Below are 18,215 nucleotides of genomic sequence, written 5' to 3' on the forward strand. Positions count from 1 at the left end.
CTCCGCGGCAGCAAGCAGCGCAGGCTCACACGACCTCACGCGCGCCAGCGCATCGGAAGCACGCCATCCTTTCTAAAGCTGCCGAGGAAGCCGAAGCGATCAGCGTGCGGATTGACGCGGGCTGCGATCGAGACGCCGAGGATCTGCACGACATCGCGCTCATCGTAAGCGGGCCAGGGCGGCAGGCCTGACGCATTGGGGTTCCCAGTCGTCGCAAAGTTCACCCAATAACTCATCATCGTGTCCGCCATCGCGCGATCGGCGTCCGCAGCCGGTGTGGTGCAGCCGATCACCCGCTGCGGCGTCAGGGTGCCGAACACGAAGGGAATCTCGGTGACGTGCGAGGCGATCGGCGTGTAAGGCGAGGTGTAGACGAAGTGATAGCCGTAGACGGGCGCGCGCGTGCTCGCCCGATGCAGCCGCAGCCACTGCCAGCACTGCTCGCCAATGACCATGTCGCCCGTGAGCGCGGCGGCAGACGCCCTGGCCTGCGCGTCGGTGTCGGCGGGATAGAGCTCGAGGAAATCCGTCAGGCGGTTCTGGCCGAACGTCTCTTCCGCCGCCGTGCGAAAAGCTTGCGCCGAATGAGCAGGCAGGGAGCGCGCCATGAAGGGGAATTCCTCCGCGCCGTTCCACCCCGAAAGCAGGGGGATCTGCATCTGTTCGCCACGCAGGAACCGGCGCGCCGGAACGTCAGGCACCACGTAACGGTCGATGCTCGGCGAGAACGCCTGCGCGACATGGTCGTCCTGGAAGCGCCACGGCGCAGCTGCGTTCAACTGCTCGGCCGGCATCGCACGCAGGGCTGCGATCGAGCCGTCGCCTTGCCGGCGCGCGAAGGCCACGCCGCGGGCGCGAGCTTCCTCGAAACTTTGCAGCGGTCCGTGCCGGCCATCCCAGAAGGCGCCGCTCTGGCCGATCGCCTTGTGAAACAGCCTGCGTGCAAGCGGCGAAGCCATCAGAATGCCGACGGCCATCGCGCCGGCGGATTCGCCGAACAGGGTGACGTTATCAGGGTCTCCGCCGAACGCCGCGATATTGGCCCTCACCCAGCGCAGTGCCGCGAGCTGATCCTGCAGGCCGTAATTGCCGGACGGCGATATCGTATCGAGCTCGGGATGGGCGAGAAAGCCGAGGACGCCGAGGCGATAGTTGAAGCTGACGACGACGACTCCTTTCGCCGCCAGCAGGCGGCCGTCGGTGGCGGGATTGGCCGAGGAGCCGAACTGGAAGCCGCCGCCGTGAATCCACACCATCACGGGCCGCTTCTCGTCGGACGCTCTCGCGGCGGTCCAGACGTTGAGCGTGAGGCAGTCCTCGCTGCGCGGCTCCGGCCTCGGATCATTTTCAAGCGAGGAGAGAGACGCCGCGCCAAAGGCCATGGCATCGCGCACCCCATGCCACGGCGTTGGCGGCTGCGGTGCACGCCAGCGCAGCGGGCCGACTGGAGGTGCTGCATAGGGGATACCCTTGAATGCGATCACGCCGCCTTCGTCGCGTGGCTCGCCGCGCACCAGGCCGGCTTGCATGCGAACCTGTCGGCACAGTCGGGCGGTTCCGGAAGTCATCGGTCCAATCACGGGCGCGTCTCCTGGGGTGCGGGCGCCGCGAGATTTATCGACTTTGTGGCTCGATGAATTTATGCATAGATGCAATTGATCGCTAAAAACCGTCAATGCCCCGGCAGAAGCTCCGTTATCCCCTTGGTTATCCCTGGGTCGGCCTGGACGTGGACGACCGGTCGGCACCCGTCATCGCCGTACGCGTCGATGCCGACGGAACCAAAGGCGAGGTGCCGGAGCACAGGCATCGCAAAGGGCAGCTCGTGATGTCACTCGGAGGCGGCGTCACCTGCCGCGTTCGAAGCGGCCTGTGGATGGTGCCGCCGCATTGCGCGGTCTGGATTCCGTCTGACATGCCGCACAGCAATCGCGCCACCGCCAATGCGCGGCTGTTCTTCGTCTACATCGAGGCGGAGCTGGTCGATCTGCCGGATCGCTGCTGCACCATGTCGATCTCGCCCTTGCTGCGCGAAGTGATCGTCGAGCTCGCGGACGGCACGCAGCATGACGAGGTACGGCGGGAGCGCCTGATCGCCGTGCTGCTCGGCGAGCTGCCGCTCATGCGTGTGCAGCATTTACATCTGCCGCTTTCGCGCGAGCCGCGGTTGAAGCGCATTGCCGCCGTGCTGGCAGACAACCCGGCCGACCGTCGCACGCTGGCAGAGTGGGCCGATCACGTCGCGCTCAGCGAAAGCAGCCTTGCGCGCCTCGTCGTGAAAGAAACGGGGCTGACATTCGGACGCTGGCGTCAGCAGCTGTATCTGATCGTCGCGATCCGCGAGCTTGCTGCGGGCGCGAGCGTGCAGCGCGTCTCCGCCGATCTCGGCTATGAATCGGTCACGGCTTTCATCACGATGTTCAGGAAGGCGCTCGGCAAATCGCCGGCCAAATATATCGGCAGTGTTGCCCAGGAGACCTAGTCGCGTTCGCGCGCAGCCAAGTCGTCACTCCGGCAGAACTCTCTCGGGATGCTGTTGAATTCGATTTGTCGTTGCAGCCCAACGGTGCGGCAGCCGCAATCGTCAGACAAAAAGATGACGGAACTTACCCCGAACTGCTGCTTGCGTTTTCGCCCTCAATGGGTTCTAAGCCCGGCTGCTTCGTGGCCGACAGGCACGAACAGACGCGGCGCGCGTGGTTTTACCGCTTCCGGGACAAGGCTACGTCGCAGCTCGCGCGCACCCCATTCAGAGGAAATCCAGACATGGCGAAGATGACCAAGACCCAGTTGATCGATGCGATCGCCGAGGGCACACAGCTTGCGAAGAACGATGTGAAGTCGGTCATCGAGTACATGGCAACCGTCGGTTACAAGGAGCTCAACGAGTCCGGTGAGTTCGTGATTCCCGGTTTCGTGAAGATGTCGGTGGTCAACAAGCCGGCGACGGAGGCCCGCATGGGCGTCAATCCCTTCACCAAGGAGCCGATGCAGTTTGCGGCAAAGCCGGCGAGCAAGTCGGTCAAGGCTTCGCCGCTGAAGGTGGCCAAGGACGCCGTCTGATTCAGCCTCCGCAGACAACAATGCGGCGATGTCTTCAAAAGGGGAAAACCCCGCCTGGGGGAAGCGGGGTTTTCTGATGGGGCGAAGCCTTGGGGGAAGCTTCCTCGATGAGACGCGCCAGCGCTGAGGAAGTTCATCGCGCGACGAAGAGATCGTGCGCGGCAAACGGTCGCTCCCATCAAAGAAAAACCCCGCGCTTGCGCACGGGGCTCTCTTGCCGACGGCGTTGGGATTTCAGCGCGTGGCCGCCAGCAGCGCCCCTCACTTAGGATTGAAAATACAAAAAGCAACAACGCCGCGGTGACGGAATATGTTCGTCCATCGCGGCGCTGTCATATTGACTGGGCGCTGAAATCCCCAGCTTCAATGAGTCCACGGCGCAGCGGAAAGGTTCAATCCAACGTGCACACGAAATGACGGGCAGGGGCTGGACTTTCTGTTCTCATTTTGTTCTAGTGGATCATCCTATTTTGAGGTGATTCATGACTGTCGAGAAACAGCGCGAAGTGATCCGGCTCTGGAACCAGCTCAGGAAGGTCGAGGGCCCGGCAGCAGAAGAACTCCGCATCCAGATCCTGGAATGCTTCTCGGAGAAGGGCAACGCCAGGCGCGCGGCTTGAGCAGTCTCGAAGCGACCGGGCGTTTATCATTCGTTTGCAGGCGAGCGAAGCGTTGGGGATTGCGCCGCGTCGCTGCGGCCGCAGCTCGAGGACCACGCCGATGCGGTCAAGGCCGATCGTGTGGTGCGCACCGCGGACCACCGCCCCACGCCGTCTAGCGCTTGCCGCCGCAGACCCCATCATCGGCGGTGCCGCGCGGGCAACCGACGCCGCTGGTCGCGAGTGCGACGAAGCCGGCATAGCCGGACAAATTGAGCAAGACTTCGAGCCAGGCGGGCATGGCGGGCCTCCTCGTGCGGAATACTACCTCAACGTGTGCCCTGGCACTTCGTTCCCGGCTTGCGAAAGGTCGCCGCTCAGAGCGGTGAGGTGGGGTCGAGCCGTCGCCCGAGCGCCGCAACCGATTCAGCGGAAGGCGAGTCCTTGAGGAACTCGGCGATGGCGCGGGCGAGCTCGCCGTCGCTCATCGGTGTCGGCGGCGGACGCAGCGCACCGACACCGAAATTGCGGACGATCTCGTCGTAATGCTGCGTCTTGGTTTTTGGAACGAGCCTGCGGATGCGGTTCAGCAAAGCGGATATCGGCAATCTCTCCTCCTCGGCCTCCGCCCCGTTTGGCAGCCCTTGACGTGGGGTGCCATCTTTGCCGTTCGAAACGGAAAACCCCGCCAGCACCGCGGAGATGCTGACGGGGCTTCGTGCTATCGCCTCGACCGGATGGCGGAGGCTCCCGCACTTCCGGAGTCCAATCCGCGCATGTGGTGATTGTTCCCCCCGCGTCGGGATTTTTTCTGAGGCGCCGGGTTCCATGGGATGCGAACCATCACCGATGATCGGCGTTGTCTCCACGATTTGCTAAGGAGGAGATCATGAGGAAGACACTTGCAGTTCTGGCCACCGTCGCGGCTGTCGGCGTGACCGCAATGGCGGCGCCCGCACCTGCGGAGGCGCGCGGCATCGGCCCGGGCGTGGCGTTCGGCCTCGCCGCCGGCGCGATTACCGCGGGCGCCATTGCGGCATCCCATCCTTACGGCTACGGCTATTACGGCCCGGGCTATGGCTATTATGACGGCCCGGTCTATGCTTACGGCCCCGGCCCCTACGCCTATTATGGCGGGCCGTATTATCGGCACCGCCATTACTATCGCCACTGGTAACAGCTGACGAAACGAAAAGCCCGGAGCAACGCTCCGGGCTTTCTTTCGTGCGCACTCGGCCCGCGCGACGTCGTTACGGCCAGAGCGAAGGCCGTTCCACCTTGCGCGCATTCTCGAGGGTCGAGACGAAATATTCCTCGCGCTCGCGCCTGAATTTCTCCTGCGTGGCGCGGAACGCGGCGACACGTGTTGCGATCTCTTCGCGTTCGCGAATCTTGCGTTGTTCGTCTTCGGTCATGACAAATCCCCACCATACTTGAGCATGTGTGCACGTCTGAACTCAAGCACTGCCGCCGCAATTACGTTGAGTCGCGTCAATACATGCATTGGCGCTTCTGATTGGGGCGTCAATGGGGAGCAGGCATTGCAGGATTGTGATAAGGGAAAGGTCGGAAAAAATTGCCGCCCATGCGGCTCGCGACGTGCGTGGCGGTGGATAACAGCGTCAACAATCTTGTCGCTTGCACGACTTACAGCTAGCTCGAAATTTGAATCGGAGGCCACGCGTGATTGCAGAGGACCTTCAGAGCGGCGTCGAACGGCTCGGCGACATGATCGCGCATGCAAAGATCATCGTGCCGTTCACCGGTGCCGGCATTTCGACCGAATGCGGCATCCCCGACTTCCGCTCGCCGGGCGGAATTTGGACTCGCAATCGTCCGATCCAGTTCGACGAGTTCGTCGCGAGCCAGTCAGCGCGCGATGAATCGTGGCGGCGGCGTTTTGCGATGGAGGAGGTGTTCGCCGCAGCGAAGCCCGGTCGCGGACATCGCGCACTCGCTGCGCTGCATCGCGCCGGCAAGATCCCCGCGGTCATCACCCAGAACATCGACAATCTGCACCAGGCCTCAGGCTTCGCGCCGGACTGCGTGATTGAACTTCACGGCAATACCACTTTTGCGCGCTGCATCGGATGTGGGCAGGTCTATCAGCTCGATTGGGTGAAGCAGCGATTCGACCGGGATGGCGCCGCTCCCAGCTGCACCGGGTGCGACGAGCCGGTGAAGACAGCGACGATCTCGTTCGGGCAGGCGATGCCCGAGGACGAGATGCAGCGCGCGACCGAGTTCTCGCAGGCCTGCGACCTCTTCATCGCGATCGGTTCCTCGCTGGTGGTGTGGCCGGCTGCGGGCTTTCCAATGATGGCGAAGAACGCGGGTGCACGTTTGGTGATCATCAATCGCGAGCCGACCGAACAGGACGACATCGCCGACCTCGTCATCCGTCACGACATCGGCGAAACGCTCGGGCCCTTTGTCGACAATTGAGGCATCAATTTGATTCGCGCCTCTGCAAGCTGTTCATAGGTGCCGGCGAATCTCTTTTTTGTCTATGCCTCGCAACCGGGAGTGTTATCTTCGATTCGAAAGATTCGCGTCGCGTCGAAGTGAGAACATTCTCTTAAGACGCGTGATTCGAGCCCCGCCAATGTGGCGGGTTGCATGGCATGTGTGGGGTCCGGGGTTATGGGGTCGTCGGACGGATTTGAGTCCAAGAAGCTGGGAGTTCCTGCGTCGGGCGAGCACGGCGCCGGTCGCGATAGCGCGCTCAGTCCCTTCACCGGCTTAGGTGAGGGCAGCGCCAATCTCGTCGAGGTTCATGGCGTCATCAAATGGTTCGACGCCTCAAAGGGCTACGGCTTCATCGTCCCTGATAATGGATGGCCCGACGTACTCCTGCACGTGACCGTCCTTAGGCGCGACGGCTTCCAGACGGCTTACGAGGGCGCCCGCATCGTGGTCGAGTGCATCCAGCGCGCCAAGGGCTATCAGGCCTTCCGCGTCGTCTCGATGGATGAGTCCACCGCGATCCATCCGGCGCAGATGCTGCCGCCGCGCACCCATGTCACTGTCACCGCGACCAGCGGCCTCGAGCGGGCCCAGGTCAAATGGTTCAACCGGCTGCGCGGCTTCGGCTTCCTGACCTGCGGCGAGGGGACCCCCGATATCTTCGTCCACATGGAGACGCTGCGCCGCTTCGGCATGACCGAGCTGCGGCCCGGCCAGTATGTGCTGGTCCGCTTTGGCCCCGGCTCGAAAGGCATGATGGCGGCCGAGATCCATCCGGAGACCGGATCGCCGGGCCTTCAGTCGCACTAGCGACATTCCGTTGTCCTATTCGTGAGCAGAAGCGCGCGCCCCCGGGGTCGCGCGCTTCTGGCTTTTGCCACGATGGCCGCGTAAGGATGCGGCAGTCCCTCCGCCGTCAGGCGACCAGCGCATCCCGAGAATCCTGCCATGAGTTTTGATCGTAAGGCTGTCCGGTCCCCAATCCGGGGCTGGCTTGTCGCCGTCCTCGTCATTGCCGGCTTCGCCGCCGCTGGCGCGCCGGCCCGTGCCGCCGAGTTCCAGCCGCTGGAAATCGTCACCAGGAACGGCGTGCAGGTCTTCTCGGTGGAGATGGCGACCACGGATCAGGAGAAGCAGACCGGGCTGATGTACCGCAAGGAATTGGCCGACGGCAAAGGCATGCTGTTCGACTTCAATCCCGAGCAGGAAGTCTCGATGTGGATGAAGAACACCTATGTCTCGCTCGACATGATCTTCATTCGCGCCGACGGCCGGATCCTGCGCATCGCGGAAAATACCGAGCCGCTCTCGACCAGGATCATCTCGTCGGGCGGCCCCGCCCGGGCCGTCCTCGAAGTGGTGGCGGGAACCGCGCAAAAATACGGCATCCGGCCCGGCGATCGGGTCGGCCACCCCCTGTTCGGCAGCAAATAGCCGGTGCATCAGGAGGCCCCGGCGTCGCCGGCTTCCGGGCCATGTCGGCGGTTTGGAAAGCTTGAAGGCCCTCGTGGAAGCGTGTATCGACGGGGCTCGCCGGACATTCGGGGTATAGCGCAGCCTGGTAGCGCGGCAGTTTTGGGTACTGCAGGTCGTTGGTTCGAATCCAGCTGCCCCGACCACTTGGACCGTTGAATTTTCTCAGCTTTTTCCGTGCGATTCTGACGGGCGGTTCTGACGTCGTTCCGCCCTCACTGTCGGCGGCGCGCGACTGCTTGCGCGGTTCGGCGATGGCGACAATCTTCTTCGGCGGCGGAGATAGCGCCCTGCGGTCTCTTCGTTCGGGTGAGTGAGGCCGGTCGAAATCACCTTGGTGTCGACGCGCCTCGGCGGCGCCGCCGGCGCGCGCGTCCATGCTCCAGACCTCGTCGGGGATCTTCGCGTCGCGGGCGCAGGTGATGACGCAGCAGGTCTCGTCGACGTGCAGCAACTCGATGCCGCCCGGAAACTTCGCATCTAGCTAGCTTGCGCGGCTGCCACTTGCCGATGATGTCGCCCTGTCGAAGCATCAGCTCGAACTGCGCGGCGACGCCGATCGACAGGTACAGCGCGCGGTCGCGATCGATGATGCCCTTGTCAGCCATCTCGGGCGCGCCGCGCAGGAAGTCGCGGACGTGGGCATAGTTCAGTTCCTGCTCGCGCTCGAACTGCACCTTCGGCACGGTGCGAACCATTGCTGCTGCGTTGATGCGCCGGCGGCCGACGCTCTCGATGGTCACCTTCAGGTCGGCGACCGAGGCGCCTCCTGGGACCGGCTGTTGTTCTGGCTGTTGAACAATCGACGCGCGACACTTGACGTGTCTGCAACCACTGAGTTAATCCCGTTCAGGTTGCATGCACGGACCTCGGGGCAACGTGTTTTCACTTTCGCGGCGGACGGCAGCGCCCTTGTTTCTGCTCGTGGTTCTTGCCCTGATCGCGCTGGCCTGGTTCCAGCATCGCGTGGGGCGCTACCCCTACTACGCTTTCGACGACATGGACCAGATCACGGCGCTCGACGTGCTGCTGATCGAGGGCGGCTGGCTGCCCGACCAGATCTCGCACCCCACGGCCGGCATGTATCTGCTCGTCTCCTGGACGCAGCGACTGGCCTATCTCGCGGGGCGGCTGCACCTGCGCGACTTCGCGGCGCTGCCGGACTGGACGAATCCTCTGCTCGGCATCGCCGAGCTGATCGAATTCCTGCGTGGCCACCTTCCGTATGTGGCCGTCGGCGCCGCACTGGCGATCGCCGGCGCCGTGACGCTCGCGGTCGGCGAGGGCGCCTGGATGCTGGTTGCGGTGTTCGCCTGCATGCTGACGTCGCGGACGCTGGCGCTCCACTCGCTCATCTTCCGCACCGACCTGTTCGCACTGTTCTATGCCGCGCTGGCGCTGCTGCTGGGGACGCTGGCGCTGCGCACCGAGCGCAGGACGGCGCTCGCCTTCGCCGTGCTTTCGGGGCTCGCCTGCGGCCTCGCGGTCACTTCCAAGGTGCAGATCGTGCCGACGGCAGCGGCGGCGCCGCTGCTGGCGCTGCTGATGATGGTGAAGCAGGGGCGGGGGGGCGCGTTCGGCCGCATCGAGCTGCGGCACAACATGTTCATCATGGCCGCCGCGCTTGCAGCGCTCGGCGCGCTGCTGCTGCTGCGCTCCCGGCTCTGCCGGAGCATTTCTATCACTACCGCAGTTCGTTCTCGAACATCTGGCTTTGCGGCGCAGCTCTCGCTGCGGTCGCGACGCCCGGGCTTGCCACGCGATACCTGCCGCGAGACGGCGTGTCCTACCGCTTTTTCTCGTTCGCGAACCTGATGGCGCTCGGCTTTGTCGCGGCGTTTCCGGTGCTGGGCCTGGTGGCGACGAACCCGCTCAATGCGGTGCGTTTCGTGGCGGCGATCGCGAAGGTCTCGTTGCTCGGCACGATCGATCCCGCGCTGAACCCGCATCCGCCGCGCCTGCTCGAGCAGTTTGCTGCCGCGCCGCTGCTGTTCATGCTGCCCCTGGTGGCGGTGGCGCTGCTCGCGTTCGGCGATCGCAAGCCGACGCGCGGCGCGGCGATCTGGGTGCTGGTCGCGGTCGGCGTGTTGGCGCTGGCGTCAGCGGCGTGCTTCAGTCGAGGCATCGTAGGGACCGATGTCATCTTCACGGAGCCGCTGATCCTGCTGCTCAGCTGCTTGGCGCTCGGGATGGTCTGGCGGCAGCATTCCGCCTGGCTGCATGCGGCGGCGGCCGGCTGCGCGGCCGTGCTGGCCCTGCACGCCATCGCCCAGGGCGAGATCACGGCGCTGGCGGATGCCACGGGTCCGCGCTACTTCCGGGAATCACGCCAGCTCGTGACCTGCTGCGGCAGGGGCAACCAGAGCGCGATCGAGGCCGTTCTGCACCGGCGACTCGGCAATGTGCCGGAGCTGTCCCGGGACGCCGCATTCCGCCAGGCGGCCAACTACGGCGCGGTGAGCCTTCGAATTGCGACTATCCTGCCCAACCGCGGAGCGATCGACTGGCGCCGGATCGGCGTGCTCGGCGAAGGGCTGGCCTTGTCAGGCGTCGGCGAGAGGATCACCCGCGTGCCGGAGACGCTGCACGGCGCCGCGGTCTATGTGCCGCCCCCGATCGCCCCGTGCCGGGCCGCCTGGCTCGACCGCCCCTTGGCCTACTTCGGGTTGTTCAGCCTCGAGGCGGAGGCCTGGCGGCGCTGCCACCCGGAGACCATCCGGCCGCGATCGGACATGGCCGTGCTGGTGTTCATTCCGGCAGCCCGGCGCGCCGAGTTCGGCCTCGCGGACGATGCGCCGGTCGTCGGCATCAGCACGCGGGACTATGTGGGTGTGACGGTGCCGGCGGATGTCGGCAACGATCTGCTGTTGCGGCTCGATGCGATTGCCGAACGCTTCATCGTGATCCGGCGGGCCTATGGCTAGCGCAGGTCATCCGATTTTCGAAGCAACTATCTGATGACGCGATACTTTTTCGCCGCGCGACGGCTGGGATCGGGCTGCGAGTACAGCCGCGACGCGCGGTACCTCTCGCCCGTTCCGGGGCCAGGAGTCATCGACAATTTGACTCCCTCCCGCCCGCTTCGATGGCGACGTGACGAGCCAACCTCGACGCAAGCACCGCATCGAACTTGATGGCCGCCCGCTCACGATTGCGACCGGCGACCCCCGGTCAACGGGCGTGCGTGATCTTGTCGTGTTCTGCCAGGACTATCGCAGCAACGGCAGCGAGAAGGCTATCATTCCACCAAGAAGGACTCCGCCGGCGATCGCACCAGGTTGCAGGCTGGCTCATCAAGCATCGGATGAAGGATTGCATGCTCCCTCAAAGCGCCTGAAGTCACCGAGTTGAGTGAGCCGCACTCACGACAGCGGATGCACTGCTCACCGAGCATGTATCGTGCTTGACGAAACTGGGCAGCGCCAACCCTCGTTTTGCGGGAGGGACAAACCGACAGACATTTTCGCGTCCGCCAGCACAGAACAAGCTTCCTCAACATTGCCCAAAACAATCCAGCCCTAATATCAACGATTATTGAGCCACCGCTAGTTGAGTAAGGCTGGTCTTTAGGTCAATCGTACCCCGTCAGCGCACGTGTAGACGCAGCTTCATGGATATTTCCCGCCGCGAAAGCGGCAGATCCCAGCCGTAAATTTCTCAATGATCAAATACCTTGTGCCGGTGCTCGGCTTGCTATTGTCGGCGTGTTCAAACCTCGGTCTTTGGCCGGACACATCCTCGACACCGCCGCCCACCGCTGCGGCGGTGACCGGACCACCGACCCAAGATGACATCCAGAAGGGCGTTGAGAAGCTTGCGGTTGAGGCCAAACTCGTGAGGCCTGTGGAGATGTCTTCGCTTCGGAAGGCGGAGCACGGTCCCGGCGATTATTTTGTGTGCCTGAGAGAAGTTAATCCGCCTCCGGATCAGTCACGACGCACATATTCAGTGTTCTTCAATTCCGTCTATGTGGGCTCCCGCCTATCCGTGATCCTCGAAGCATGCGAGCAGCAGCAGTACACCTTGATGAACTGAGGCCCAATCGGCCGCAGGCGTCGCTCTCGAATAGCTCTTGCGGCCCGGCGCCGCGACGTTCCGCGTGATCGGCGGCATCGCGGTAGGGCTCACAGAAGGGTCCGCCAGCGTGAACCGCCGAGGTCGCTATTGCGGATGCTGGCCGGAACGCTGGTGCGGCTTGCGCGATTTGCCACGACGGCCGCGCCCAACTCGAACTTGGAAGGGCCGGACGTTCTCGATCAGCGCTTGTGCCGGTCTGGCATGAGGATTGCTCAGCAGGGCGGGGTTGTGCCCGGGGAAATGGCTGGTGACGTTGCACATGATGGGAATTGGGATTTTCCCAGGCCCGCAGCGGGAGGGCCACGGCCGTCTGGAGTAGGAAAACCTGCCGGAGCGACACGCCGAACGCTTTCAAGGGGCCTTGGCAGCTTCCCCTCTGGACGGCGCGCTTGACCCCGGCCATAAGCTTCCCGCACGAGGAAATTGTGGTCGGCTGCATTTGATGACTGCTGCCTGTGCCGGCGGGACCAACGGTTGAAAATGCGTAAGTTCAGTCTCGATCGCGGCAGTACAGACACATCTGTTGCCCTCGATGCCCTGAGGGCACTCGCGGCTCAAATGGTGTGTGTGGGTCACGGTCTCGTTTTCTTCAGTGTCGGCAACTGGCTCAAGCCTCCGGCGTCTCCCTACATCCAAAACGTCGGCGTCCTGCTGTTTTTTGTCATGTCCGGTTTTTGGATAACCGCGACTCTGATCACCAACGCGGCTCGCCCGGAATACAGTTTCCTTGACTACTTTATCGATCGTTTCGCGCGCATCTATTCCGCGCTGATCCCCGCTCTTGTTCTCATCATCGTGGTGGACGCGGTCACGATCTGGCTCACCGGCGAGATCACCATAGAGCGCAACTACAATCTGAAAACATTTGTCGCAAATCTCGCGATGCTCGAAGGTTATCGTGGCATTTATGGACCGTCCCATTTGCAATGGGCAACGTTCGGATCAGCAGCCCCGCTTTGGACGCTCGCGATCGAATGGCACATTTACATGCTGGTGGGCGCCGTATTTTTTCTGCTTAAAGGGCGCGGACCCTGGCTCCTTCTGATTCCGGTGGCGCTGTTTTTTGGCCAAACGCCTTTCCACCTTCTTTTCGGTGCGTTTCAGGAGGGCGGTGGCGGAACTGGCTTGTTCGCGCTCTGGCTCGGTGGCGCTGCTCTCTATTTGTTTTTTCGCTGCTATGTGCCGCCAGCCTTCTTGTCGGTGTTGGCGTTGCTCGCCGCCGGCGCCGCTTACTTTTGGATGGTCACACCGGGTCGCGAGTACAACATGGCGACCTACTTCGCTCTGGTCGCAGTCATAGGATCCCTGATCGCCATGACGCAGTGGACGAACGAGGCCGGGTCAGTGCGCGTGGTCAGGATCGCAGCCGATTATTCGTTCACCCTTTATCTGATACATCACACCATCATGGCCGCGATCATTACGACGATGCCAAGTGCGCGTGGTCCGGCCTGGTTTTGGACTGCCGTACTATCATCGAACATCGTGGCGTACCTTCTCGCCCGACCATTCGAAATGCGGCATAAGGAATTGGCTCGTTGGCTGCGCTCCTTTGGCAGGACATCGACGAGAAAAAACAAAAAATGGACTGATTTGGACAGCTCGGTTCCTAACCAGGACACGCTGTAGCTCGTCCCGGTCCCTACGCCGAGCCAGCTGTATTGCAAGTCGCCGGTCGCACCGACGGCTTCAACATTAGCGACCCTCATCGGTCGAAGCTGATCCAGCAGCGGACGGCCGGGCGTCAGTGGAGCGGTTTGAGCCGGCCGATTCCCCGCGCTGCTGGAGATGAATAGCCGGTGAACGCGCCTGTCCTGTGCCAAAATCGATTACCTTCCAAGGAAACCGACAGGAGCTTCACAGCGTTGGTTCCTGCAAGCCATGGGAGGAGTGAACATGCCACTGACCATCGCCGCAGCCGCGGCAATCCTTGCCGTCCAGCTCGGGACGCCCGCAGCGATCCAGAGCGAACCACCCGCCATCCAAAACCACGCCCCGATCGTGCAGGTTGGGTACTGCGGAAACGGCTATGACATCGACATCTACGGCCACTGTTACCCGAACGGGGTGATACCCCCGCAATATCAGGCCGCGCGACGATACGGTCGACATGGACGATACGGCGCTTATGCCGGTCCCGTTCCTTGCGGCAATGGCGCTGACATCGATAGCCGGGATGGCCAATGCTACCCGACAGGCACGGTGCCGCCCCAGTTTCAGCAGGGACGGCAGGGCTACTACTATGGCCGTCAACGTCGCGGTTACTACGACGAAGATTGACCTCGCCCCGCGTCACCGTTGCGCCGGCCAAATGGCATCAGGGTTGAATGAAAGCCAGTCCGCCGATGGCCTGGAGTCGGCAAATCAATTCGATGCGTACCAGCCGCGTGGAAATGGTAGAAACGGCCACGCCAAGCGATTGTCGTTCGCGGCTCCGGCCGGCCCCTGAACGGACGTCGTGACGACCGGAACAGGCGGCGTTGATCGCACCGCCAAGCGCAGATATGCGCACTGCAAATTCATTGTGGTGGCCCCCGCCGGCAAGTCTTTTCAAAAAGCGATTTCAATCGAAATTTCCCGCACCCCAGAACGGCACGCTCATATTCAATTCACGCGTGCATCCTAGAAAGGTCGGCGCCGCCTTTCAAGCGGTCTCACGACTTACCCACGAGGGGTAAGGTTGATTGGTTAGGTTAAAGCCGATCGGGTATTGCAGCGACCAGGGCAGCTGTTATCAAACCGCTTCCGGCTCGCGACGGGCTGCTGCAATTCACGCTCACACAAGGTCACAGTTCGTCGCGGCGATCGTATTTGTGAGTTCTGCGTCATGTCCTTCGATCGCAATGTCCGAACCGTCGATCCACAGTCGAACTGGGCCGAGATCTGGCACCTCTGGACCGTGATCGTGCCGCGCCGCTCGATCAACGGGCAGCTCGTCTATGGCAAGGTCTGGCGCCGTCACGACGGGCGCGACTGGATCTACCGGAAATTCACCGAATATGACGGCGAGGCTGCGGCCTGAGCCGCAACCTGGCTCAGGCAGCCTTTGCAGGCGGAGCGGCCGCCGGTTTTGCCGGCGGTGGCTTCAGCGGCTTGTCCTGCCGCTTCGACCAGGAGATGTAATAGGCGACCGTCGTCATGATCGCGATGCCGGCGATGGACACGAAGAGCTGCGCGAACAGCGAGCCCGAGCTCATCGACAGCTCGAAATGGCCGACAAAGGACAGGAATACGCCGACGCAGAACACCGCGAGCGATTGCTGGCCACACACGATCACCGGATCGAAGATCTTCCACTCCAGCCCCGGCCAGTCCTTCGGTACGAAGCGTATCACCAGGATCACGATGACCACGAAGTGGATGAAGCGGTAGGGCGCGAGGTTGGTCTTATCGTTCGGGTTGAAGGCCGAGAACAGCCATTCCGGCATCATGCCGCCAAGGGCGGGGAAGCGACCCGCCATGGTCATGACCAGTGCGAACGCCAGATAGCCGAAGCAAAGCCATATCGTGACCGGTGAATTGATCAGCCTGCCGGAGCGGCGCGCGCCGCCCATCGCACACCAGGCGCCGAACACGAACAGCACCTGCCAGCAATAGGGGTTGAAGTACCACTGGCCGGCCGGATAGGCATTCAGGTTCAGGCTGAAGTGACGCGCGGTCAGCCAAAGGATGATGGACAGCACCATGGTCAGGTCGGGCTTGCGCAGCATGAACCACAGCACCGGCGGAAACAGCCCCATCAGCACGATGTAGAGCGGCAGCACGTCGAGATTGAGCGGCTTGAAGCGCAGGAACAGGCCCTGGCGCAGCGTTTCGGTGGCATTGTCGACGAGACCGGCGACGTTGAACTCGTTGATCATCTCGGAATCGCCGAAGCGCAGCGCCAGATAGCTGATCGAGGCGATGTAGATGACAAACAGGATGATGTGGGCGACGTAGAGCTGCCAGACCCGCTTGGTCAGGCGCGTCGCGCCGACGATGAAGCCGCGCTCCAGCATCATTCGCGCATAGACGAACGACGCCGTGTAGCCGGAGATGAAGACGAACAGGTCAGCCGCGTCGGAAAAGCCGTAATTGCGTGTCGTGATCCAGTTCACGACATTGTCAGGGATGTGGTCGAGGAAGATCGCCCAGTTGGCGACGCCGCGAAACAGGTCGAGCCTGAGGTCACGGCCCTTCTCGGGGAGCGTGGCGTTGATGTTCAGGAAGGCCATGCGACGGGAGCTTTCGAAGGAGGCGGGTACGCTGAGATCGGCGAAGCTGGGCCGCCGGGCGGGATTCCCGGGCGGCGGGCGGGTACGCAATTGTCACAGTGCAGCATAATGACTATACCCGAGGGTGAGAAAGCCGGGGCCCCGGAATCACCGATCAGTTCCCGAAAGGTGTCTCTATACTATGCCCGCGGTTTCCACCAATCGCTACCGTGACGCATTGAAATCGAACGAAAAGACGAAGAGGCCGGACCGCCAATGACCGCACGCATTTTCAAGCCCGCCAAGAACGCGATGCAATCCGGCCGGTCCAAGACCAAGGAATGGCAGCTCGACTACGAGCCGGAGCAGCCGCGCGCGGTCGAGCCGCTGATGGGCTGGACCTCGTCCGGCGACATGAAGCAGCAGATCACGTTGCGCTTCCACACCAAGGACGAGGCGGTTGCCTATTGCGAGCGCAAGGGGATCGCCTACCAGGTGATCGAGCCCAAGGAATCCCTGCACCGCCAGGTCGCGTATGCAGACAATTTCTCGTTCCGGCGCGGTGAGCCCTGGACCCACTGAGAGGCTTTGCTTTCGGTCGGCTCTCGGAAGAGCACTTGGCACCCCACCGGCCACGTGCTTCGCTGGTCCGCATGACACGACCATGACGAGGTGGGGGATGGCCGCGCGACACCAGCTCGACGGCATCGATCTGAAGATCCTATCCGAACTGCAGCAGGACGGGCGCGTCCGCAACAACCAGCTGGCGCTGCGCGTCGGCGTGTCCCCGCCGAACTGCCTGCGGCGGCTGAAGTCGCTGTTCAGCCGCGGCGTGATCCGCGCGGTGCGGGCCGTGATCGACGAGCGGCTGCTCGGCTATGAGGTGGTGTCGTTCGTCTCGATCCAACTCGGCAGCCAGGCCCAGCCGGTGCTCGAGGCGTTCGAGGGGTCGATCGCGGCGATCCCGCGCATCCAGCAGTGCTGGCGCATTTCGGGCGACACCGACTATCTGCTCAGATGCGTGGCACCCAGCGTCGAGAGCATGCGGCAGCAGTTGTTGCATTTCGCGGCCATGCCCAACGTGAAGAACGTCCGCAGCTTTCCCGTGCTGGGCGTCGCCAAGGACGTGCCGCTGCCGGTGCAGGAGATTGTTGCGGCGGCGCCGGCAGGATGAGGGTGCTCGCGTCTGAATTCGGCGGCCGGCGGGCCTCTAGCGGTACCGGCCGCGAAACTCGCGCGGGCTGGCGCCGGTCCAGGTCCGGAAGGCCCGCGAGAAGCTTTTTTCGTTGCGGAAGCCGGCGATCTCCGCGATCCGCTTGATCGGGGTGCGACCGCGCATCAGCTCCTGTTTGGCGAACTCGAGCTTGGCTTCCTCCTTCAGATCACGCAGCGAGGTTGCCTCCTCGCGCAGACGGCGGTGCATGGTGCGGGTGGACAGGGCGAGCTCGCCGGCGACATCGTCCGCGCCCAAAATGCGTCCGCGCGCCTCGCGCAGCACGCGCCTGACGCGCTCGACCAGCAATCGATCGCGCCGATAGGGCAGCACGGTCAGGCGCAGCGCGCCCTTGAGCATGTTGTCGAGATCGGCGGCACTGCGGGCCAGCGGCAGCGAGAGATAATGCCTGTCGAACACGATGCGGGCCGCCTCCGCATCGAAGCGGACATGCTTGCAGAAGATGGTCGGATAGACCGAGACATGGACCGGCTCGGAATAGGGAAATTCCGCCGCGCGCAGTGCGATCGCCGAATCCACGGCCCAGCAGGAGAAGCCGAGCACGTAGCGGAGCAGGGTGACGAGACAGAATTCGCGCAAAGCTCCGAGATCGCGCTGCTCTTGAAGGGAGATGGTCGCGGTCTCGCCGCTGACCCCGAGCTCGAACAACACGTCTTCCGTCAGCAGGCGGTGATGCCGGCACCAGCGCTTCAGCGCGACCTCGAGAGTGGGCGCGGTGATGGAGGCGCGGCACAGCATGCCGTAGGTGCCCCACGGCAGCCTGCGCGAGAACCAGCCAAGCGCCTCGTCGTCGAGCTCGCGCATCGCGTGGCCGGCGAGCGTCTCGAACTGCGCCGCCGTGACCCGCCCGTCGGGCGATCCCACGAGGTCGGGCAGGACCTGGCCTTTGCTCAGCGCCTCGGCCGGATCCCGCTCGTAGCGGACATAGGCAGCGACCACACCCCGGACAAAGGCTGCGGGCGTCATGGCACGGCGGGGCGTAGCGGTCGCGGCTTGGAAAGGCATTGCAAGTCCTTTGGAAAATCCTCGCCAAACTTGGCGGAAAATGCAACCTTTTCGACCGCCAGAACGCCCGGGCGGGGGTAGGTTCGAGCCCGACAAGATCTAGGA

Annotated in this window: 22 protein-coding genes and 1 tRNA gene; 16 read left to right on the top strand and 7 right to left on the bottom strand. The window is 63.2% G+C overall.

The features are described from left to right. Positions 1–35: 35 nt before the first annotated feature. Complete coding sequence (locus ACVW16_RS35160; protein ID WP_456735061.1) at positions 36–1,529, bottom strand: carboxylesterase/lipase family protein; 1,494 nt, start codon at positions 1,527–1,529, stop codon at positions 36–38. A gap of 146 nt (positions 1,530–1,675) precedes the next feature. Between ACVW16_RS35160 and ACVW16_RS35165 the strand changes: the two genes are divergently transcribed. From ACVW16_RS35165 to ACVW16_RS35175, 3 genes are all read left to right on the top strand, one after another. Continuing rightward, positions 1,676–2,482, top strand: a complete 807-nt coding sequence (locus ACVW16_RS35165) for an AraC family transcriptional regulator (protein WP_456735062.1) — start codon at positions 1,676–1,678, stop codon at positions 2,480–2,482. 284 nt (positions 2,483–2,766) lie between these two features. Beyond that, complete coding sequence (locus ACVW16_RS35170; RefSeq protein ID WP_027542683.1) at positions 2,767–3,063, top strand: HU family DNA-binding protein; 297 nt, start codon at positions 2,767–2,769, stop codon at positions 3,061–3,063. A 482-nt stretch (positions 3,064–3,545) separates the two neighbouring features. Next, positions 3,546–3,683: a hypothetical protein gene (locus ACVW16_RS35175; protein WP_456703490.1), complete on the top strand. Its 138-nt coding sequence runs from the start codon at positions 3,546–3,548 to the stop codon at positions 3,681–3,683. Between the two features lie 154 nt (positions 3,684–3,837). On the opposite strand, the gene ACVW16_RS35180 is transcribed toward ACVW16_RS35175, so the two are convergent. Together ACVW16_RS35180 and ACVW16_RS35185 are read right to left on the bottom strand one after the other, a co-directional pair. Further along, positions 3,838–3,963 carry a hypothetical protein gene (locus ACVW16_RS35180; protein ID WP_456703491.1) on the bottom strand — a complete coding sequence of 42 codons (126 nt, stop codon included), beginning with the start codon at positions 3,961–3,963 and terminating at the stop codon, positions 3,838–3,840. A 76-nt stretch (positions 3,964–4,039) separates the two neighbouring features. Then, the gene (locus tag ACVW16_RS35185) at positions 4,040–4,270 is read right to left on the bottom strand and encodes a hypothetical protein (RefSeq protein ID WP_456735063.1); all 231 of its coding nucleotides are present in this window, start codon (positions 4,268–4,270) and stop codon (positions 4,040–4,042) included. A 281-nt stretch (positions 4,271–4,551) separates the two neighbouring features. Between ACVW16_RS35185 and ACVW16_RS35190 the strand changes: the two genes are divergently transcribed. Beyond that, on the top strand, positions 4,552–4,839 hold the full coding sequence (locus ACVW16_RS35190) for a hypothetical protein (RefSeq protein WP_456703493.1): 288 nt from the start codon (positions 4,552–4,554) through the stop codon (positions 4,837–4,839). A 73-nt stretch (positions 4,840–4,912) separates the two neighbouring features. Here ACVW16_RS35190 and ACVW16_RS35195 read toward each other — a convergent pair whose 3' ends face one another. Then, on the bottom strand, positions 4,913–5,077 hold the full coding sequence (locus ACVW16_RS35195; protein ID WP_456703494.1) for a hypothetical protein: 165 nt from the start codon (positions 5,075–5,077) through the stop codon (positions 4,913–4,915). Positions 5,078–5,345: 268 nt separating this feature from the next. Here ACVW16_RS35195 and ACVW16_RS35200 point away from each other — a divergent pair, with 268 nt between their 5' ends. The 4 genes from ACVW16_RS35200 to ACVW16_RS35215 all read left to right on the top strand — a co-directional run bounded on the left by ACVW16_RS35200 (position 5,346) and on the right by ACVW16_RS35215 (position 7,747). Continuing rightward, positions 5,346–6,107: a Sir2 family NAD-dependent protein deacetylase gene (locus ACVW16_RS35200; protein ID WP_456735064.1), complete on the top strand. Its 762-nt coding sequence runs from the start codon at positions 5,346–5,348 to the stop codon at positions 6,105–6,107. Between the two features lie 198 nt (positions 6,108–6,305). Continuing rightward, positions 6,306–6,938: a cold-shock protein gene (locus ACVW16_RS35205; RefSeq protein WP_177243663.1), complete on the top strand. Its 633-nt coding sequence runs from the start codon at positions 6,306–6,308 to the stop codon at positions 6,936–6,938. Positions 6,939–7,076: 138 nt separating this feature from the next. After that, a complete protein-coding gene (locus ACVW16_RS35210) occupies positions 7,077–7,562 on the top strand; it encodes a DUF192 domain-containing protein (protein ID WP_456703496.1) in 486 nt (161 codons plus the stop codon). A gap of 108 nt (positions 7,563–7,670) precedes the next feature. Next, positions 7,671–7,747, top strand: a tRNA-Pro gene (locus ACVW16_RS35215). Positions 7,748–7,930: 183 nt separating this feature from the next. Here the strand turns inward: ACVW16_RS35215 and ACVW16_RS35220 are convergent. Further along, the gene (locus ACVW16_RS35220) at positions 7,931–8,344 is read right to left on the bottom strand and encodes a hypothetical protein (protein ID WP_456735065.1); all 414 of its coding nucleotides are present in this window, start codon (positions 8,342–8,344) and stop codon (positions 7,931–7,933) included. 169 nt (positions 8,345–8,513) lie between these two features. Between ACVW16_RS35220 and ACVW16_RS35225 the strand changes: the two genes are divergently transcribed. The 6 genes from ACVW16_RS35225 (at position 8,514) to ACVW16_RS35250 (ending at position 14,700) form a co-directional block, all read left to right on the top strand. Continuing rightward, positions 8,514–9,416, top strand: coding sequence for a hypothetical protein (locus ACVW16_RS35225; protein WP_456802599.1), 903 nt, complete (start codon positions 8,514–8,516; stop codon positions 9,414–9,416). After that, the gene (locus ACVW16_RS35230) at positions 9,383–10,525 is read left to right on the top strand and encodes a hypothetical protein (protein ID WP_456802600.1); all 1,143 of its coding nucleotides are present in this window, start codon (positions 9,383–9,385) and stop codon (positions 10,523–10,525) included. Before ACVW16_RS35225 ends, ACVW16_RS35230 begins: the two co-directional genes overlap by 34 nt. A 736-nt stretch (positions 10,526–11,261) precedes the next feature. Then, entirely contained in the window at positions 11,262–11,636 is a 375-nt protein-coding gene (locus tag ACVW16_RS35235) for a hypothetical protein (protein WP_456703499.1), read from the top strand. Positions 11,637–12,158: 522 nt separating this feature from the next. Next, positions 12,159–13,307, top strand: coding sequence for an acyltransferase family protein (locus ACVW16_RS35240; RefSeq protein WP_456705279.1), 1,149 nt, complete (start codon positions 12,159–12,161; stop codon positions 13,305–13,307). Positions 13,308–13,574: 267 nt separating this feature from the next. After that, complete coding sequence (locus ACVW16_RS35245) at positions 13,575–13,958, top strand: hypothetical protein (protein ID WP_456735067.1); 384 nt, start codon at positions 13,575–13,577, stop codon at positions 13,956–13,958. A gap of 547 nt (positions 13,959–14,505) precedes the next feature. Continuing rightward, complete coding sequence (locus ACVW16_RS35250; protein ID WP_456703502.1) at positions 14,506–14,700, top strand: hypothetical protein; 195 nt, start codon at positions 14,506–14,508, stop codon at positions 14,698–14,700. 13 nt (positions 14,701–14,713) lie between these two features. Here ACVW16_RS35250 and ACVW16_RS35255 read toward each other — a convergent pair whose 3' ends face one another. Then, positions 14,714–15,892: an OpgC domain-containing protein gene (locus tag ACVW16_RS35255; RefSeq protein WP_456703503.1), complete on the bottom strand. Its 1,179-nt coding sequence runs from the start codon at positions 15,890–15,892 to the stop codon at positions 14,714–14,716. Between the two features lie 255 nt (positions 15,893–16,147). Between ACVW16_RS35255 and ACVW16_RS35260 the strand changes: the two genes are divergently transcribed. Next, entirely contained in the window at positions 16,148–16,453 is a 306-nt protein-coding gene (locus ACVW16_RS35260) for an ETC complex I subunit (protein ID WP_057754809.1), read from the top strand. A gap of 97 nt (positions 16,454–16,550) precedes the next feature. Next, positions 16,551–17,045 (top strand): Lrp/AsnC family transcriptional regulator, encoded by a 495-nt coding sequence (locus tag ACVW16_RS35265; RefSeq protein ID WP_456703504.1) that lies wholly within the window; start codon positions 16,551–16,553, stop codon positions 17,043–17,045. 36 nt (positions 17,046–17,081) lie between these two features. Here ACVW16_RS35265 and ACVW16_RS35270 read toward each other — a convergent pair whose 3' ends face one another. Next, on the bottom strand, positions 17,082–18,110 hold the full coding sequence (locus ACVW16_RS35270; protein ID WP_456735068.1) for an AraC family transcriptional regulator: 1,029 nt from the start codon (positions 18,108–18,110) through the stop codon (positions 17,082–17,084). Between the last annotated feature and the right edge of the window lie 105 nt (positions 18,111–18,215).

The sequence above is a fragment of the Bradyrhizobium sp. USDA 4474 genome (genome assembly GCF_054057515.1).

What these genes read in the sequence shown, in the direction of transcription:
- ACVW16_RS35160 (WP_456735061.1), bottom strand. Translation starts at nt 1,529, where the DNA reads ATGCAAGCCGGCCTGGTGCGCGGCGAGCCACGCGACGAAGGCGGCGTG.
- ACVW16_RS35165 (WP_456735062.1), top strand. Translation starts at nt 1,676, where the DNA reads ATGCCCCGGCAGAAGCTCCGTTATCCCCTTGGTTATCCCTGGGTCGGC.
- ACVW16_RS35170 (WP_027542683.1), top strand. Translation starts at nt 2,767, where the DNA reads ATGGCGAAGATGACCAAGACCCAGTTGATCGATGCGATCGCCGAGGGC.
- ACVW16_RS35175 (WP_456703490.1), top strand. Translation starts at nt 3,546, where the DNA reads ATGACTGTCGAGAAACAGCGCGAAGTGATCCGGCTCTGGAACCAGCTC.
- ACVW16_RS35180 (WP_456703491.1), bottom strand. Translation starts at nt 3,963, where the DNA reads ATGCCCGCCTGGCTCGAAGTCTTGCTCAATTTGTCCGGCTATGCCGGC.
- ACVW16_RS35190 (WP_456703493.1), top strand. Translation starts at nt 4,552, where the DNA reads ATGAGGAAGACACTTGCAGTTCTGGCCACCGTCGCGGCTGTCGGCGTG.
- ACVW16_RS35195 (WP_456703494.1), bottom strand. Translation starts at nt 5,077, where the DNA reads ATGACCGAAGACGAACAACGCAAGATTCGCGAACGCGAAGAGATCGCA.
- ACVW16_RS35205 (WP_177243663.1), top strand. Translation starts at nt 6,306, where the DNA reads ATGGGGTCGTCGGACGGATTTGAGTCCAAGAAGCTGGGAGTTCCTGCG.
- ACVW16_RS35210 (WP_456703496.1), top strand. Translation starts at nt 7,077, where the DNA reads ATGAGTTTTGATCGTAAGGCTGTCCGGTCCCCAATCCGGGGCTGGCTT.
- ACVW16_RS35235 (WP_456703499.1), top strand. Translation starts at nt 11,262, where the DNA reads ATGATCAAATACCTTGTGCCGGTGCTCGGCTTGCTATTGTCGGCGTGT.
- ACVW16_RS35240 (WP_456705279.1), top strand. Translation starts at nt 12,159, where the DNA reads ATGCGTAAGTTCAGTCTCGATCGCGGCAGTACAGACACATCTGTTGCC.
- ACVW16_RS35245 (WP_456735067.1), top strand. Translation starts at nt 13,575, where the DNA reads ATGCCACTGACCATCGCCGCAGCCGCGGCAATCCTTGCCGTCCAGCTC.
- ACVW16_RS35250 (WP_456703502.1), top strand. Translation starts at nt 14,506, where the DNA reads ATGTCCTTCGATCGCAATGTCCGAACCGTCGATCCACAGTCGAACTGG.
- ACVW16_RS35255 (WP_456703503.1), bottom strand. Translation starts at nt 15,892, where the DNA reads ATGGCCTTCCTGAACATCAACGCCACGCTCCCCGAGAAGGGCCGTGAC.
- ACVW16_RS35260 (WP_057754809.1), top strand. Translation starts at nt 16,148, where the DNA reads ATGACCGCACGCATTTTCAAGCCCGCCAAGAACGCGATGCAATCCGGC.
- ACVW16_RS35265 (WP_456703504.1), top strand. Translation starts at nt 16,551, where the DNA reads ATGGCCGCGCGACACCAGCTCGACGGCATCGATCTGAAGATCCTATCC.
- ACVW16_RS35270 (WP_456735068.1), bottom strand. Translation starts at nt 18,110, where the DNA reads ATGCCTTTCCAAGCCGCGACCGCTACGCCCCGCCGTGCCATGACGCCC.